Consider the following 17,059-nt stretch of genomic DNA (forward strand, 5'->3'; position numbering starts at 1 on the left):
GACCCATAACCACAGCTGCCAATCGTTGGGCGATGCTGGAACGACGAGTCGCTGCAACAAGGTCCGCCGCGGCGTATGGGTCCCTGCTCCCGTGCGCAATTGCGCACCAGGCAGGGACGACGTGTTGGAGGAGTCGCGGACTCACACCATGATTTCGGAATAATGGAAAAATATCGCTGATTTGTCCGACGTGTCAAGTCGCCGTGTCGGATTCCGGCCGCCGTCGGCTCCTTTGCATGGGGTTGTTTTCGATATTTTGGAGTACGTCATCTCGTACGGGTCGCACCGCTGGCGAGGCGCGGCCTCAGCTCATTCCGCGGCGGGCGAGATCATGTTCGGCGGGCCGGGCGGGCGCTTGGTGTCGTCGGACTGGTGCTCGTTCGGGGTCAGCTCGTGGTCGGCATGCGAGACCACGAGCCGCTTGCCGAAGCGCCAGATCAGGCCGCCGACATCATCCATCACCATGAACATCGCCGGCACGAACACCAGCGACAGCGCGGTCGAGAAGATCAGGCCGCCGATCACTGCGAGCGCCATCGGCGAGCGGAATTCGCCGCCCGCGCCGAACGCAAGCGCTGACGGCATCATGCCGGCGGCCATCGCAATCGTGGTCATCACGATCGGGCGGGCGCGCTTCATGCCGGCGTCGATCATGGCTTCCTCGCGCGCCTTGCCGTCGCGGATCGCCTCCACCGCGAACTCCACCAGCATGATGGCGTTCTTGGTGACGATGCCCATCAGCATCAGGATGCCGATCCACACCGGCGTGGTGAGCTGCTTGCCGGTCAACAGCAGTGCGCCGATCGCGCCGCCGATCGAGAGCGGCAGCGAGAACAGGATGGTGATCGGCTGCAAGAAGGTGCCGAACAGCAGCACCAGCACGGCATAGACCATCATCAGGCCGGCGGTGATCGCGGTGGCGAAACCGTCGGACAGCTCGGCGAGGCTCTCGGCGTCGCCGGACGGGCTGACTCTTACGCCCTTCGGCAGGGTCTTCATGACCGGCAGGTCGTAGATCAGCTTGGTGGCGTCGCCGAGCGCGGCATTGCCGACAAGGTCGGCGGCGACGGTGGCCTGCCGCTCGCGGTCGTAGCGGTTGATGCTGGTCGGGCCCTGGTCGAGCTGGATGTCGGCGACGACGGAGAGCGGCACGCCGCCGCGTTCGCCGCGCTGGCCGAGCGGCACCCGCAGCTGCTCCAGCATCTGCAGGTCGCTGCGCGCATTGTCCTCGAGCTGGACGCGGATCGGCACCTGGCGGTCGCCGGCGTCGAACTTCGCCAGCGCCGGGCCGACGTCGCCGATGGTGGCAACGCGAATGGTCTGCGACAGGCTTTCGGTCGAGACGCCGAGCCGCGCCGCGAGCTCGGCGCGCGGACGGATGCGCAGCTCGGGCCGGTCGAGCGCGGTCTCCGAGATCACGTTGGCGATGATCGGAATCCGCTTCATCTGCGTCGCGAGTTCGCTGGCCACGTTGTTGACGATGTTGCTGTCGGTACCGGTGACGACCAGCGAGATCGCGCGCAGGCCGTTCTCGTCGAGGAACCAGAACCTGATGTCAGGAACGTTATCGAGCTCCTTGCCGATCGACAGTTCGAGCTCGCGCTGGGTGATCTTGCGGTCGGCCTTCGGCGTGTAGTTGATGATCAGCGCGGCGCGGCGCACCTCCTGCAGGCCCGGCGGCACCCGGCCGCCATCGACGAACACGCTTCGTACCTCGGGCCGCTTGCGCAGCCGCGCCACGATCTCCTCGGTGACCTTCTCGGTGTAGGCAAGCTGCGAGCCTGGCGGCAGCTCCATCGCGAGCAGCGAGCGCGCGGTGTCCTGCGCCGGCAGGAAGCCCTGCGGCAGCAGCGTGATGCTCCAGATCGACGCGGCGAAGATCGCAAAGCCGATCAGCACGGTGACGAAGTAATGCTTCACCGACCAGGTGACGAGGCTGTGATAGCCGCGCAGGATCGGGCCGGGCGGAGGATCATCGTGGTCATGATGCTTGAGGAAATAGGCGGCCAGCATCGGCGTCACGAAGCGCGCGGCGAGCAGCGAGAAGAACACCTGCACCGACACGGTGATGCCGAACTGCTTGAAGAACTGCCCGGCGATCCCTGACATGAAGCTCGCCGGCGCGAAGATCGCGATGATGGTGAGCGAGATCGCGATCACCGCAAGGCCGATCTCGTCGGCGGCTTCGAGGGCGGCACGATAGGGCGTCTTGCCCATCCGCATGTGGCGGACGATGTTCTCGATCTCGACGATGGCATCGTCGACCAGGATGCCGGTCGAGAGCGTGATGGCGAGGAACGAGACCAGGTTGAGCGAGAAGCCGAGCAGATCCATCGCCCAGAAGGCCGGGAAGATCGACAGCGGCAGCGAGACCGCCGCGATGATCGTGGCACGCATGTCGCGCAGGAACAGCAGCACGATGATCACGGCGAGGATCGCGCCCTCGAACAGGGTCGAGATCGCGGCCTCGTAATTGCCCTTGGTGAACTCGACCGAGGTGTCGATCAGCTTCAGGTCGACATCGGGATAGGCCACCTTCAGCGCGTCGATCCGCTTCTGCACCGCGGCCGCGACGACGACGTCGCTGGCGCCCTTGGAGCGCTTGATGCCGAGCGCGACAACCGGCTCGCCGTTGAAGCGGGCGAAGGTGCGCCGGTCGGCGATGGTGTCGGTGACGGTGCCGAGATCGTCGAGCCGGATCTCGCCGCCGCCGAACAGCGGGATCATGGTGCCGGCGAGCTCGTTCAGCGTCTTGGCGCCGGCCAGCGTGCGGATCGCCTGGTCGTTCTTGCCGATCTCGGCGCGGCCGCCGGCGACGTCGACATTGGTGCCGCGCAGGATCTGGCTGACATTGACCGCGGTGAGCCCCACCGCCTGCAGCTTGTCGGGATCGAGCGAGACCAGGATCTCGCGCTCGACACCGCCGATGCGCTCGACCTGGGCGACGCCGCGCACGCCCTGCAGGGCGCGCTTGACCACGTCGTCGACGAAATAGGACAGCTGCTCCGGCGTCTTGCCGGGCGAGATCGCGGCATAGGTCACGATCGGCAGGCCGATCACGTCTACCCGCTGGATCAACGGCTCGGTGACATTCTGCGGCAGGTTGGCGCGCACGCGCGTCACCGCATCCTTGACGTCGTTGAGCGCGCGGTCGGTGTTGGTCTCCAGCGCGAATTGGATCGTGGTCACCGACAGGCCGTCGGTGATCGAGGAGGAGATGTGGCGCACGCCCTCGACGCCGGAGACGCCGTCCTCGATGGTCTTGGTGACCTGCGATTCAAGTTCCGACGGCGCTGCGCCGAATTGCGAGACCGCGACCGAGATCACCGGAATGTCGGCGCTCGGCAGCCGCGTCACCGCGAGCTTGGTGAAGGAAACCCAGCCCAGCACGAGCAGGATGATCGAGAAGACGATCGAGGGAAGCGGGTTCCGGATCGACCATGCCGAGATGTTCAAAGCCATTAGCGTGCCCGAATTACCGTGATCGCGTGCGATCGAGTTCGTCGGCGAACATGGTCTTGATCTGGTCGCCGTCATGCAGCGAGGTGCCAGCGTCGGCCACGACGATTTCGCCGACGTCGAGGCCTTCAAGGATTTCGGTCGAGGTGTCGGAGGTCAGCCCGACGCGCACCCTGCGGGTCTCGACGGTGTTGCCCTTCACGACCTGCAGGGTTAGGCGGTCGATCGCGGTACGCGGCACCGCGACGCCGCAGGAGCGCTTGGCGTCGATATTGGCACGCGCGAACATGCCGACCTTCAGCGTCGGATTGTTGTTGATGGTGATGCGGACATGCCCGAGCTGGGTGGTGCGGTCGATCTGCGGCGAGATCTGGCGGACCTTGCCGACCATGTCGGGCGCATCGTCGCGGCTGATCCGCACATTGGCGCCGGGATTGAGCTTCAGGAGCTGGAAGCCCGGCACCTCGGCGTCGAGCTCGATCTCGTTGTTGATCGAGATCTTGAACATCGGAGGCGCCTGCGGCGAGGCCGGCGCGCCGGGCGCGGTGCGCACTTCGGTGATAAGGCCGGCCGCCGGCGCCCGCAGCACAAGCGGCTTGGCATTGGCCTGTGCGGCCTGCTGCGGCGGCGGGGTCAGCCGCGCCAGTTCCTGGTTCTCGGTGACCGTGTCACCCTCGCGGACCAGCACGTCGGTGACCTTGGAGCCGTCCTGGTCGACATTCACCTGCGCCTCGCGGCGCGGCACGATGAAGCCGGTGACGCGGACCATGTCGGAGAAGCAGGCATTGGTCGACTTCGTCACCACGACCAGCGCCTGGCCCGGCGTCTCCTTCTCCTCCGGATGGGAGCGATGCTCGAACGCGTAATAGGCGATCGCGAGGGCGAGGAAGAACACCGTGCCGAGCGCAGGCTTGAGGTATTGGGAAAAATTCATCGCCTGATCAATCCGGAGCTTGGCGCGTCATGGGTGTTGGTCGAAGTCTCATCACGCTCGCTATCGTATTGCCTGGGCATTCGGAAGGCCGGTGCCATTGTTCCGGATCATGCCCTGACGTCATGTGAGGCGGGTCACCTGTTATGCCACATTGGGGCTCGGCCTAAACAGCATTGGCCCTAAAGCAAATGCGCCCCGCCGGGGTGCGGGGCGCATTGTAACCTCAAAAAGGGGCCACGCCACCGCCCATCACTTGGCGGCGGTGGCCTTGTTTTCCACGTTCACGACCTGCACGCGCCGGTTCACCTCCGCCATCGGGTGGCTCGGGTCCTTCAGCTTGCTCTTGCCATAGCCGACGGTGACGAGATCGGTGCCGTTGATGCCATATTTGTCGACGAGATAGCGCTTGATGGCGTCGGCGCGGCGCTCCGAAAGGCCCTGATTGTAGTCCTCGCCACCGGCGGCGTCAGTGTGGCCGGCGACCACGAAGGTCGAGCCCTTCAGGTCCTGATTGGTCAAGGCGCGGCCGAGCGCCTGCACCGACGGCAGCGACTTGGCGCTGATATCGGCGGAGTTGTAGTCGAAGTTGATCTCGAGATCGATCTTTGGCTTGTCCTGGACGATGGTCGCGATTTCCTCGCGCTCGGCCGAGGACAGCGAGCGGGTGGTGCGGCCGCGGACGCTCTGCACGAATTTGGCCTGGTCGGCGTTCAGCCCGGGCGAAGTAGTCTGCGGTCCGGCCGAAAGGCCGCGGGTCAGCGGCTTCTTGTCGGGCGTCAGCGCTCTGATGATCTGGTCCTCGGTGACATCGTCACCGGCGCGGGCGGCCGCCAGGCAAAACGACAGCGCGGCGCCAATGGTGATTGAAACGATCGCGGCCTTTGCCGACGGCTTGAACATTTCGGTCCCTCCTGCGCAAGCTGGCGCGGTTCCAACGACTATCCAGATTGATTGCCGGCATCGCCGCCCGGCTCGCACCCTCTGATTAGTCGCTCAATTCCGTCAGCGGTTCGCGCCGCGGGCAGACCTTCGTCCATTGTCACTGCACGCCGTAGTCGGCGAATTCCTTGACGATGTTCGGGTCCATCGCCTTGGCGTTGGCGATGTCGAGATCGCCCTCCGCGACCGCGCCGTTGCGCTGCTTGGCGAGCCCGCGCCCGTACAGCGACGAGGTCAGCCGCGGATTGATCTTCAGCGCGGCGTCGAAATCGGCGATCGCGTTCTTGTTCTGCCCGCCCTTCAGGTTCATCAGCCCGCGGCTGTCGAGCGCATCGACGAAGTTCGGGCGCAGCCGCAGCGCCTCGTTGCAGTCCTTCAGCGCCGCCTGCAGGTCGCCGATCACGGTGCGGACCCAGCAGCGGTTGTTATAGGCCTCGACATCCTTTGGGTTCAGCCGCAGCGAATTGGTGAAGTCCTTCACCGCGAGGTCGTAGGCCCCCTTGCTGGCATAGACCTGGCCGCGGCGATACAGCGCCGCTGCGTCATCGGGATTCTTGTCCAGCTTTTCGCTCAAGCTCTTGATCGTCGGATCATCGGCGAGCACAGGCGAATTGCTCGGGGCCGGCGTGGGCTGGATCACCACCGGCGGCGGAGCCGCGGGCGGCGGCAGGGCGATCTCGGGCGCCTTGGGCTGGGGTGGCGGTGCAGTCGGCGCTGCCGCAATCGGAGGCGTCGGCGGCGCCGGTGATGGTGTCGGCGCTGTTGCCGCTGGTGGCGTCGGGGTCGCCGCGGGCGGTGTCGGCGTTGCTGCGGGCGGAGCCGGCGGAGGCGCGACTGGCGGTGCCGCTGCCACTTCCGGTGACGGCGACGCGGCGGTTGCCGGCGCGGCGTTCGACGGCCCGGCCGTGCCGGCCGGAATGAACGAGAAATCCTCGGCCAGTGACGACGAGATCCACGGCACCTGTTCCTGCCGCGAGGCGCGGGTGACGCCGACGCGGGTGCGGTTCAGCGTTTCCTCGGCCATCAGGTCGGGGGTGCGGATCTCCTTCAGGAGTTCCCGCACGAACAGGCTGTGGTCGCTGCCATTGTCGGAGACGACAGACGACAGCGCGGCCGAATACATCACCAATGTACCGTTCGGGGCGATCACCGGGGCGAGCCCTGCCGAAAAGCTGCGGAAGCGCCGCTCGAACGGGTTGCGCCGCGAGGCGTCGATCAAGGCGATCTTCACCCCGGCGCCACGGCTGTTGATTTCCCCGAGCACGGTCTCGAGGCTGAAGCCGTCGCGCCGAACGTCGGCCTCGGCCCAGATCTGCGCATCGATCGGGATCATGTAGCTCTGCCGGTTCGACTGGATACCGTAACCGGAGAAGAAGATCAGGGCGACCGAGCCCGGCTTGATCTTGCCGTAGAGCCGGTCGAAGGCGCGACGCATGCCGTCGCCGGTCAGGTTCTCGCCGACCTCGACGGTGAAGCCGTCGCGCTTGAGCTCGTCGGCGACGTCACGGGCGTCGTTGACCGGCTCCTTCAGCGGTGCGTCGGCGTCGGGATATTTGGCGTTGCCGATGACCAGCGCGAAACGGTCGCCGGCAGCGAAGGACAAAGTGGGCGCCGCGATTGAAAAAATCAGCGTGGCGAGCAAGGCAAGGCGGATTTTCATAATCGCAGCAAATCCAGATCGCGGCATTCCAATGAAACGGCGCCGCTTCCAGCCTGCGCCTCGGGAACCTTACTCTAGCGAAAATCCATTATCAAACCACGGCCAAGTCCCCGTCAACGGCTTGCGGCAGCATCGTTTATCGCGGTGATGCCAGCCAGACCGCAGTGCAGCAGCATGCGGTCATGGCGGCCATCGTCATCCGGCACGGTGCTGGTTCCTGCGGGCCGATAACGTGCCTGCACTCACGAAGGCTGTCGCCACCCTGTCATGCGCTCGTCGCACGCCGCGCGGTTTGACCTTTGCGCGAGGCGATGGCTTTGTGTTCGGGACGGCAGGCTATTCAAAGACAAGCCGTTCAAAACAGGCCTTGCAAACAAGAGCGAAACCGATGGGAAACGCCTACGAGATCTACGCCCTGCGCTATGCGACGATGTCGCCGCGCACGCCCCACCTCAACTTCCTGGTGCCTGATCCGCACGATACCACCGCGCAGGACCTGGATTATTTCGTCTGGCTGATCCGTGGCCATGGCCGCGACATCCTGGTCGACACCGGCTTCAACGCCGAGGAGGCCAAGGCGCGCGCCCGCAAGCTGACGCTCAACCCGGTCGACGCGCTGGCCGGCTTCGGCGTCAGTGCCGATAGCATCAAGGATGTCGTCGTCACTCACCTGCATTACGACCACGCCGGCAATCTCGATCGCTTCCCGAACGCCAAATTCCATCTGCAGGAACGCGAGATGAGCTACGCGACCGGCCGCTGCATGTGCAACGGCATGCTGCGCCATCCGTTCTCCATCGAGCACGTCACGCAGATGGTGCGCCACGTCTATGGCGAGCGCGTCACCTTCCACTCCGGCGACGGCGAGATCGCACCCGGCGTCACCGTGCATCGCGTCGGCGGCCATTCCGACGGCCTGCAAGTGGTGCGCATCGAGACCGCGCGCGGCCCGGTCGTACTGGCGTCGGACGCCGCGCATTATTATGCGAACCTGCACAAGCGCAGCCCGTTCCCGATCGTCTACAATGTCGGCGACATGGCGCAGGGCTGGGAGACCGTCGAGCGGCTCGCCGGTCATCCGGACCGCTTCATTCCCGGTCACGATCCGATCGTCAGCGAGATCTATCCGCGCGCCAGCGACAAGGTCGATGCGTTCGCGCTGCATCTCGCGCCATCGCGATCGTTCGCGAAATAGCCTCGCCGATTGGGCGAGGCTCGTCTGCAACACGTCAAGAAACGTCAAAAGAAGCGATATGACTGACACCAAGACGACTGACACCAAGACTCTCGGGTTCATCGGCCTCGGCGTGATGGGTGAGCCGATTTGCCGCAACCTGGTCAAGAAGAGCGGCAAGCGCGTTGTCGTGTTCGACCTCTCGGCCGAACCGCTGCAGCGGTTGCGCGCCGACGGTGCCGAGGTTGCCGCGTCGGTCGCCGACGTCATCAAGCAGAGCGATGTGCTGTTCCTCTGCTTGCCGAGCGCCAGGCACGTGCGCGCGGTGTTCGAAGGCGACGGCATCTTGAAGAACACGAGAAGCGGCCAGATCGTGGTCGATCTCGGCACGTCTTCAGTCAGCCAGACCCGCGATTTCGCCGCGCAGTTGCAGGCCAAGGGCGCGGCGTGGGTCGACGCACCGATCGCGCGCACGCGGCAGGCGGCGCAGGACGGCACGCTCAGCGTGATGGTCGGCGCGGTGCCCGCGCTTTATGCCGCGATCGAGCCCTTGATCCGCTGCTTCGCCACCGATGTCACCAATTGCGGTGACGTCGGCGCCGGGCAGGTGACCAAGATCCTCAACAACATGGTGCTGTTCGAGACCGTGAACGCGCTGGCCGAGGCTGTCGCGGTGGCGAAGCATAACGGCGTCGATCCGAAGCTGCTGCTGGAAACCTTGTCGAAGGGCTCGGCCGACAGCTTTGCGCTGCGCAACCATGGCATGAAGGCGATCGTGCCCGGCGTGTTTCCCGAGCGCGCATTCTCGACCGAGTATGCGCTGAAGGACCTGTCCTACGCGCTGGAGCTCGCCGCCGATGCGGGCATCAAGATCCGCGGCGCGGAGCTGATCGGCACGGTGCTTCAGGAAGCGATCGACAAGGGATCGAAGGACAATTATTTTCCGGTGATCGCGACACATATCGACAGGGCGTAACGGCACCGTCATTGCGAGGAGCGTAGCGACGAAGCAATCCATCGTCCCGCATGCTCGGATGCATGGATTGCTTCGCTTCGCTCGCAATGACGGTGGAAGGAGCCGCACAAGATTCCATCACCGTCACCCCCGCGCAAAGGCTTCGCCTTTGTCGCTGGAGGAGCGCGCTCTTGCGCGCGTCTCGAAGGGTCGACGGCCACCAGCCGGGCCGTGCATCCTTCGAGACGCGCTGCGCGCTCCTCAGGATGACGGGTTGAGTGAGCCTAATACACGTCCTTGGCGTCGGCCTCTTCGCTGGTCTGCACCAGTTCGAGGCTGTTCTCGACCTTGCCGAGCAAGCGGCCGAGGTCGCGGCGTTCCTGTGCGGAGAGGCAGGACAAGATCTCCTGTTCCTTGCGCAGCAGGCGCGGGATCAGTTCCTCGTAGAGCGCCTGGCCCGTTTTGGTCAGTCGCAGGCGGAATTCGCGGCGGTCGTCGGCGTTCTCGACGCGCTCGACGATCTCGCGCTCCATCAGCGCCGACACCGCGCGGCTGATGGTGGATTTATGGGTGCGCGTGCAGTGCGCGATGTACTGCGCGCTGCAGGGATCGCTGCGGAAGCCGAGCGTTGCGAGCACGCGCCACTCCGGAATGTCGAGGCCGTAGCGCGCCTGATATTCGCTCGACAGCGCCGAGGACACCTCGGCCGCCAGCCGGTTCAGGCGGAACGGCATGAAATGGAAGAGATCGAGGCGCTTCTTGGTCGGCGCGATAGTGTCGCGCAGCTCCGCTTCCACGGCACTGCGCGGCCGGGCTGGAGGCTGGCTTGCAGAGGTCCGTGCCAAAAATCCCTCCAATTTGAGTTGACGGCAGCCCCGACTGGGGGTTTAAGATAGTTGCAAGTGAGACTAATTTAGCAAGGTCGCGGCCGGCTCGCAAGGTCCCGGTCGCTCGCCGGTCACACAGAACCGCAGCCAGAGGCCGCGGCGCAAGGGAAACATCCAGGGTCACGCAATGGCACACGCCAACACGGCACAGGCCAAAACCCAGTTCGGCTATCGCCGTCATCCCGACCAGGAGCGCTCGGGCGCCAATGTCGCGGAGCATCCCGTCGTCGTGGTCGGCGCCGGGCCGGTGGGATTGTCGCTCGCGATCGATCTCGCGCAGCGCGGCCAGCGCGTGGTGCTGCTCGACGATGCCGACCGGATCGGCGAAGGCTCGCGCGCGATCTGCTTCTCGAAGCGCTCGCTTGAGTTCTGGGATCGCCTCGGCGTCGGCGACCGCATGGTCGAGAAAGGCGTGGTGTGGAGCGTCGGCAAGATCTTCCACGGCGCCTCGCAGCTCTACCAGTTCAATTTGCTTCCCGAGGAAGGCCACAAGCGGCCCGCCTTCATCAACCTGCAGCAGTTCTACGCCGAGGCCTATCTGGTCGACCGGGTCGGGCAACTGCCTGAAATCGACCTGCGCTGGCGCAACAAGGTGATCGCGCTGGAGAGCCGCAACGATGGCGTTGCGCTGACCATCGCAACCCCTGACGGCTCCTACCAGGTGCACGCGACCTTCGTGGTCGCCTGCGATGGTGCTCGTTCCTCGCTGCGGCAGATGGTCGGCGCGGAGTTCGCGGGCCAGGTGTTCGAGGACCAGTTCCTGATCGCCGACGTCAAGATGACGGCGGCGTTCCCGACCGAGCGCTGGTTCTGGTTCGATCCGCCGTTCCATGCCGGACGCTCGGCGCTGCTGCACAAGCAGCCGGACGACATCTGGCGGATCGATCTGCAGCTCAACCCGGATGCCGATCCGGTGGCCGAGAAGCAGCCCGAGAATGTCCGGCCGCGGATCGAGCGCATGCTCGGCCATGACAAGTTCGAGTTCGAATGGATCTCGCTCTACAAGTTCCAGTGTCGCCGGATGGCCAAGTTCATCCACGGCCGGGTGATCTTTGCCGGTGATTCCGCCCACCAGGTCTCGCCGTTCGGCGCGCGCGGCGCCAATTCCGGGCTCGAGGACGCCGAGAATTTGGCGTGGAAGCTCGACCGCGTGCTGCGCCGGCTGTCGCCGGAGGGCTTGCTGGAGAGCTATCACATCGAGCGCAGCGCGGCGGCGGACGAGAACATCCGCGAGTCGACCCGCTCGACCGACTTTATGGCGCCGGTGACGAAACAGGAAGCGCGGCTGCGCCAGGCGGTGCTGTCGCTCGCCAACGATACCGAGTTCGGCAAGCGCATGGTCAATGGCGGGCGGCTGTCGGTGCCGTCGGTCTACGATACGCCGCTGTCGAGCGGCGATCGCGATGATTGGCGCGGCGGCCCGCGGCCCGGCGCCTCGATGCCGGATGCTCCGGTGACGGAGCAGGGCGGAGGTTCCACCTATCTGACCGATGTTTTCATCAGACAGGGAACGCGCTTCACGCTGCTGGAGTTTGGCAATGGCGCGGCTGCCGATGTGCCCGATGGCGTCGGCAGCATCCGAGTCGGCGGCGAGGATGGGCTGGTCGACGCGCAGGGCCTTGCCGGCAAGCGCTACGATGCCGAGCCCGGCACCGCCTATCTGCTGCGGCCGGACGGCTATGTCGCGGCACGCTTCCGCAACGCGGCGCGGCCGGCACTTGATGCGGCGCTGGCGCGCGCAGCCGGCCTGAACTGAGGAGCAGTCATGGCGCTGTCGACCAGTTCGAATTTCGCAAAGCCCGACGACGCCTTCCGCGCCATCGTCGAGGCCCATCGCGGCCTCACCGAGGCGCAGAGCGCCGATCTCGATGCTGCGCTGGTTCTGGTGCTCGCCAACCATATCGGCGATCTCGACGTGCTGCGCGAGGCGATCGCGCTGGCGAAGCGGCGGATGCTGGACGCCAGCCAGCAGCAACAACAGCAACAGCAATAGCTACGAGCTGAATCAGGATGGATCTTTATCAAGTCGCGCAGCAGCCTCCGCCTCACCTCGCCCCCGCTTGCGGGGAGAGGTCGGAACGCATCGTCAGATGCGTTCCGGGTGAGGGGGATTCCGCAGACACATCTGTCGCCGTGTATGCGGAGACAGCCCCTCACCCCAACCCTCTCCCCGTAAGAACGGGGAGAGGGGGCGAATGCTCTTGAACGGACAGGATTGAACTGATGGCCAAAGGTTTCGCATCGACCACGGATCTTTCGGAGAAGAAGGTCACCTTCTCCGAGATCGGCACCGATCTCTATGCCTTCACTGCCGAGGGCGATCCCAACACCGCCGTGATCGTCGGCGACGACGGCTGCCTGGTGTTCGACGCGCAGGCGACGCCGGCGATGGCCAACAAGGTGATCGAGCGGGTCAAGACCGTCACCGACAAGCCGATCAAATATGTCGTGCTGTCGCACTATCATGCGGTGCGCGTGCTCGGCGCCTCCGCCTATCACGCGCAAGGCATCGTCGCCTCGCAGGAGACCTATCGCCTGATCGAGGAGCGCGGCCAGCAGGATTGGGATTCCGAATATGGCCGCTTCCCGCGCCTGTTCCAGGATGCGGCAAGCATTCCCGGCCTGACCTGGCCGACGCTGACCTTCGAAGGCGAGATGTCGATCTATCTCGGCAAGCGCGAGGTGCGGCTGATGCAGCTCGGCGCCGGCCATACCTCGGGCGACATCGTCGCCTGGGTGCCGGATGCCGAGGTGATGTTCTCCGGCGATCTGATTGAATATCACTCGGCCTGCTATTGCGGCGATGCGCATTTGCGCGAATGGCCGACGACCCTGAACGAGATCCGCGCCTTCAATCCGAAGGCGATCGCGCCGGGCCGCGGCGACGCGCTGAAGGGGCTTGCCACCGGGCGCGATGCGATCGCGATGACCCGCGATTTCGTCACCACGCTCTACGGCGCGGCCGAATCATCCGTCGCCAAGGGCCGCAGCCTGAAGGAATCGATGGCGGCAACGCGCGACGTGATGGATCCGAAGTTCTCGAGCTTTGCGATCTACGAGCACTGCCTGCCGTTCAACGTTTCGCGCGCCTATGACGAGGCGTCGGGGATCGACGATCCCGTGATCTGGACCGACAAGCGCGACCAGGAAATGTGGGCCGCCCTGCAAGGAGGATAGCGATGAACATCATTACCTCGCCTGATCAGATCGTCCGCAGCTCAGGGCAAGTCACCCCGGGCTACATGTCCGGCTTCGGCAACAGCTTTGAGACCGAGGCCTTGCCCGGCGCGCTGCCGATGGGGCGCAATTCGCCGCAGCGCTGCGCCTATGGGCTTTATGCCGAGCAATTGTCCGGCTCGCCGTTCACGGCGCCACGCGGCACCAACGAGCGCTCGTGGCTCTATCGCATCCGCCCGTCGGTGCGGCACTCCGGCCGCTTCGCCAAGGCAGATAGCGGGCAGTGGCGCACCGCGCCGTGCCACGAATACGACATGCCGATCGCACAGTTGCGCTGGGACCCCGCGCCGATCCCGAAGGAGGACATGACCTTCCTGCAGGGCGTGCAGACCATGACCACGGCGGGTGATGCCAACACCCAGGCCGGCATGGCCGCACACATCTATCTCATCACCAAATCGATGGTCGATCAGCATTTCTACAATGCCGATGGCGAGATGATGTTCGTGCTGCAGCAGGGCAATCTGCGTTTCGTCACCGAGTTCGGCCGGATCGACGCCGAGCCGGGCGAGATCGTGGTGATCCCGCGCGGCGTCAAATTCCGCGTCGAAATTCCCGGCGGCCCGGCGCGCGGCTATCTCTGCGAGAATTACGGCGGCGCGTTCACGCTGCCGGAGCGCGGCCCGATCGGCGCCAACTGCCTCGCCAATTCGCGCGACTTCCTGACGCCGGTCGCGAGCTACGAGGACAAGGACACCCCGACCGAGCTCTACGTCAAATGGGGCGGCTCGCTGTTCAAGACCACGCTGCCGCATTCGCCGATCGACGTGGTCGCCTGGCACGGCAATTACGCGCCCTACAAATACGATCTGCGTACTTTCTCGCCGGTCGGCGCGATCGCCTTCGATCATCCCGATCCCTCGATCTTCACGGTGCTGACCTCGCCGTCGGAGACCGCGGGCACCGCGAATATCGACTTCGTGATCTTCCCGGAGCGCTGGATGGTGGCCGACAACACCTTCCGTCCGCCGTGGTACCACATGAACATCATGTCGGAGTTCATGGGGCTGATCTACGGCGTCTACGACGCCAAGCCGCAGGGCTTTGTGCCGGGCGGCATCAGTTTGCACAATTGCATGTTGCCGCACGGTCCCGACCGCGAAGCCTTCGAGCACGCCAGCAACAGCGAGCTGAAGCCGGTCAAGCTGACCGGCACGATGGCCTTCATGTTCGAGACCCGGTTCCCGCAGCGCGTGACCGAACATGCGGCGAAATCGTCGACGCTGCAGGACGATTACTCGGATTGCTGGAAGGGCTTGGAGAAGAAGTTCGACCCGAACAAGCCGTGAGTTTGTGTCCCTCGTCATCGCCGGGCTTGACCCGGCGATCCATCGCGCTTTCCGAAGATGGATGCCCGGGTCAAGCCCGGGCATGACAGCTTCTTGATTGGAGGAATCAGTGACCCACCCCAACGACCCAAAGCTCCGCTCCTTCATCGACGTCGCCCCGACCTCCGACTTCCCGATCCAGAACCTGCCCTATGGTGTGTTCTCGTCGAAGGATGGCCTTGCGCCGCGCGTCGGTGTTGCGATCGGCGATTATGTGCTCGACCTGTGGGAGCTCGAGCAGGACTCGCGGCTCGATGTCGGGCCGCTCGGCGTGTTCTCGCAGCCGTCGCTCAACGCCTTCATGGCGCTCGGGCCGAAAGTGTGGTCGGCGACGCGGGCGCGGATCAGCGAGCTGCTCCGCTCGGATCATCCGGAGCTGCGCGACAACAGGGAACTGCGGGCGCGGGCGCTGGTGCCGATGGCCGACGTCAGGCTGCACATGCCGTTCGCGGTCTCCGGCTACACCGATTTCTACTCGTCGAAGGAGCACGCCACCAATGTCGGCGTCATGTTCCGCGGCAAGGACAATGCGCTGCAGCCGAACTGGCTGCATATGCCGATCGGCTACAACGGCCGCGCCTCGACGGTGGTCGTGTCGGGCAGCAAAGTGCGCCGCCCCCGCGGCCAGCTGAAGCCGCCGACCGCTGAGGTGCCGAGCTTCGGCGCCTGCAAGCGGCTCGACTTCGAGCTCGAGATGGGCGTGGTCGTCGGCCAGGCCTCGCCGATGGGCGAGATGCTGACGGAGAAGCAGGCCGAGGAGATGATCTTCGGCTTCGTCATCCTCAACGACTGGAGCGCGCGCGACATCCAGCAGTGGGAGTATGTGCCGCTCGGCCCGTTCCAGGCCAAGGCGTTCGCGACCTCGATCAGCCCGTGGGTGGTGACGCGCGAGGCGCTCGAGCCGTTCCGCATGCAGGGCCCGGCGCAGCAGCCGGAGCCGCTGGCGTATCTCAAGCAGACCCAGCCGAACAATTACGACATGCAGCTCGACGTCGCGCTGCGCGCCGGTGCAATGAACGAGGCGAAGACAATCTGCAGCACCAACTTCAAATACATGTACTGGTCGTCGGTGCAGCAGCTCGTGCACCATGCCTCGAGCGGCTGCGCGATGAATGTCGGCGATCTCCTCGGCAGCGGCACGATCTCCGGCCCCGAGAAGCACCAGCGCGGCAGTCTCCTGGAAATCAGCTGGAACGGCACCGAGCCGGTCGAACTTGCCAGCGGCGTGACGCGGTCGTTCCTGGAGGACGGCGATTCGCTCGTGATGCGCGGCTGGTGCCAGGGCGACGGCTATCGCGTCGGCTTCGGCGAGGTCGAAGGCACGATCGTCGCGACGGAGTAGGTCGCGCTGTTTCACCTCCCCTTGAAAAGGGGAGGTCGGTTTGCGCAGCAAACCGGGTGGGGATCTGGTCTCTCCGTAGACGCCAGCGCTCGCGGCTGACCCCCATCCCACCTTCCCCCTTTCAGGGGGAAGGTGCCCGACAGCGGGGCCGTCATTGCGAGGAGCTCGCGACAAAATTGCAAAGCAATTTTGCGCTGAAGCGACGAAGCAATCGATCCGGCCCCGGCATGGAGAGAATGGATTGCTTCGCTGCGCTCGCAATGATGAGTGAGTCTCACCGCTCCTCGGGCCTGACATCCCTCAAGCGCGCCGTATTCGCCGCGACGTCCTCGAGGCTGTATTTCAGGTGCACCCGCTTGTCCGACGGCGGCTGATTGACCGTGCAGACACCTGGCCGCCACGGCTTGGCCGGGCGGATCGGCCGCGGCGCAAAGCCGCCGCCGCAGTTCGGGCAGACATTGCCGAGCCTGGTCTCGGCGCAATCCGCACAGAACGTGCATTCATAGGAGCAAATCCGCGCGTCGATGGCGCTGGGTGGCAGGTCCTTGTCGCAATATTCGCAGTTCGGTCGCAGCTGCAGCGCCATGGTTCGTCTCTCTTGCCGTTGTCGGAATGATCGCAAGCCAAGCCGCAAAAGCGAATGGCGGATTTCCCTCGATTCGAGCCATCACGCCTGTAGCGACTTCAGCGGCAGCCTGGTGCTCTCCTTTAGCCGGTCGAGCACGATCGAGGAGCGCACATGGGCCACGCTCTGGTGCGGCATCAGCACGTTGTTGACGATGTCGGACAGGCTCTTGAGGTCGCGCAACATCACCTTGAGCACGTAGTCGGCATCCCCGGTCAGCGCATAGGCCTCCTGGATATCATCGACCCGGTTGACCAGCTCGCGAAACCGCTTGGCGTTGTCGGGCGAGTGGGTCGCCAGCGTGATGTGGATGAAGGCGATCAGGCCGAAGCCGAGCGCCTCGCCGGCGAGGTCGGCGTGGTAGCCGGCGATGACCTTCTCCTCCTCCAGCCGCATCCGCCGCCGCGAACATTGCGATGCCGACAGCCCGACGAGGTCGGCCAGCTGTTGGTTGGTCAGCCGGCCGTCGTCCTGCAGCGCGGCGAGCATTTTCAGGTCGAAGGCGTCGACTTCAGGCAT

14 protein-coding genes are annotated in these 17,059 nt (G+C 65.1%); 7 read left to right on the top strand and 7 right to left on the bottom strand.

All coding sequences use genetic code 11. From position 1 onward, the window contains the following. Positions 1 to 309: 309 nt before the first annotated feature. The 4 genes from ACVWZM_RS19815 to ACVWZM_RS19830 all read right to left on the bottom strand — a co-directional run bounded on the left by ACVWZM_RS19815 (position 310) and on the right by ACVWZM_RS19830 (position 6,992). Complete coding sequence (locus ACVWZM_RS19815; RefSeq protein ID WP_057021104.1) at positions 310 to 3,462, bottom strand: efflux RND transporter permease subunit; 3,153 nt, start codon at positions 3,460 to 3,462, stop codon at positions 310 to 312. Positions 3,463 to 3,475: 13 nt separating this feature from the next. Next, positions 3,476 to 4,393 carry an efflux RND transporter periplasmic adaptor subunit gene (locus ACVWZM_RS19820; RefSeq protein ID WP_057021105.1) on the bottom strand — a complete coding sequence of 306 codons (918 nt, stop codon included), beginning with the start codon at positions 4,391 to 4,393 and terminating at the stop codon, positions 3,476 to 3,478. A gap of 249 nt (positions 4,394 to 4,642) precedes the next feature. Further along, on the bottom strand, positions 4,643 to 5,293 hold the full coding sequence (locus ACVWZM_RS19825; protein ID WP_057021106.1) for an OmpA family protein: 651 nt from the start codon (positions 5,291 to 5,293) through the stop codon (positions 4,643 to 4,645). Positions 5,294 to 5,432: 139 nt separating this feature from the next. After that, the gene (locus tag ACVWZM_RS19830) at positions 5,433 to 6,992 is read right to left on the bottom strand and encodes a caspase family protein (protein ID WP_076834766.1); all 1,560 of its coding nucleotides are present in this window, start codon (positions 6,990 to 6,992) and stop codon (positions 5,433 to 5,435) included. A 388-nt stretch (positions 6,993 to 7,380) separates the two neighbouring features. Between ACVWZM_RS19830 and ACVWZM_RS19835 the strand changes: the two genes are divergently transcribed. Both ACVWZM_RS19835 and ACVWZM_RS19840 read left to right on the top strand, forming a co-directional pair. Further along, complete coding sequence (locus ACVWZM_RS19835) at positions 7,381 to 8,187, top strand: N-acyl homoserine lactonase family protein (RefSeq protein WP_016843242.1); 807 nt, start codon at positions 7,381 to 7,383, stop codon at positions 8,185 to 8,187. Further along, on the top strand, positions 8,141 to 9,142 hold the full coding sequence (locus ACVWZM_RS19840) for an NAD(P)-dependent oxidoreductase (RefSeq protein ID WP_456854335.1): 1,002 nt from the start codon (positions 8,141 to 8,143) through the stop codon (positions 9,140 to 9,142). The genes ACVWZM_RS19835 and ACVWZM_RS19840 overlap by 47 nt, the downstream gene beginning before the upstream one ends. A gap of 263 nt (positions 9,143 to 9,405) precedes the next feature. Here the strand turns inward: ACVWZM_RS19840 and ACVWZM_RS19845 are convergent, their stop codons facing one another. After that, complete coding sequence (locus ACVWZM_RS19845) at positions 9,406 to 9,966, bottom strand: MarR family winged helix-turn-helix transcriptional regulator (protein ID WP_375167041.1); 561 nt, start codon at positions 9,964 to 9,966, stop codon at positions 9,406 to 9,408. A 169-nt stretch (positions 9,967 to 10,135) separates the two neighbouring features. Here ACVWZM_RS19845 and ACVWZM_RS19850 point away from each other — a divergent pair, with 169 nt between their 5' ends. The 5 genes from ACVWZM_RS19850 to fahA all read left to right on the top strand — a co-directional run bounded on the left by ACVWZM_RS19850 (position 10,136) and on the right by fahA (position 15,915). Beyond that, the gene (locus ACVWZM_RS19850) at positions 10,136 to 11,764 is read left to right on the top strand and encodes an FAD-dependent oxidoreductase (protein WP_141342735.1); all 1,629 of its coding nucleotides are present in this window, start codon (positions 10,136 to 10,138) and stop codon (positions 11,762 to 11,764) included. 9 nt (positions 11,765 to 11,773) lie between these two features. Beyond that, complete coding sequence (locus tag ACVWZM_RS19855) at positions 11,774 to 12,001, top strand: DUF2783 domain-containing protein (RefSeq protein ID WP_050401747.1); 228 nt, start codon at positions 11,774 to 11,776, stop codon at positions 11,999 to 12,001. 230 nt (positions 12,002 to 12,231) lie between these two features. Further along, on the top strand, positions 12,232 to 13,185 hold the full coding sequence (locus ACVWZM_RS19860; RefSeq protein ID WP_456854337.1) for an MBL fold metallo-hydrolase: 954 nt from the start codon (positions 12,232 to 12,234) through the stop codon (positions 13,183 to 13,185). A gap of 2 nt (positions 13,186 to 13,187) precedes the next feature. Then, entirely contained in the window at positions 13,188 to 14,534 is a 1,347-nt protein-coding gene (hmgA, locus tag ACVWZM_RS19865) for a homogentisate 1,2-dioxygenase (protein WP_456854339.1), read from the top strand. A gap of 109 nt (positions 14,535 to 14,643) precedes the next feature. Then, positions 14,644 to 15,915 carry a fumarylacetoacetase gene (gene fahA, locus ACVWZM_RS19870; protein WP_076834776.1) on the top strand — a complete coding sequence of 424 codons (1,272 nt, stop codon included), beginning with the start codon at positions 14,644 to 14,646 and terminating at the stop codon, positions 15,913 to 15,915. Between the two features lie 274 nt (positions 15,916 to 16,189). Here the strand turns inward: fahA and ACVWZM_RS19875 are convergent, their stop codons facing one another. Both ACVWZM_RS19875 and ACVWZM_RS19880 read right to left on the bottom strand, forming a co-directional pair. Further along, the gene (locus ACVWZM_RS19875; protein WP_253605318.1) at positions 16,190 to 16,501 is read right to left on the bottom strand and encodes a DUF1272 domain-containing protein; all 312 of its coding nucleotides are present in this window, start codon (positions 16,499 to 16,501) and stop codon (positions 16,190 to 16,192) included. Between the two features lie 81 nt (positions 16,502 to 16,582). Further along, entirely contained in the window at positions 16,583 to 17,059 is a 477-nt protein-coding gene (locus ACVWZM_RS19880; protein ID WP_050384067.1) for an Lrp/AsnC family transcriptional regulator, read from the bottom strand.

This window comes from Bradyrhizobium sp. USDA 4501 (assembly GCF_054062115.1).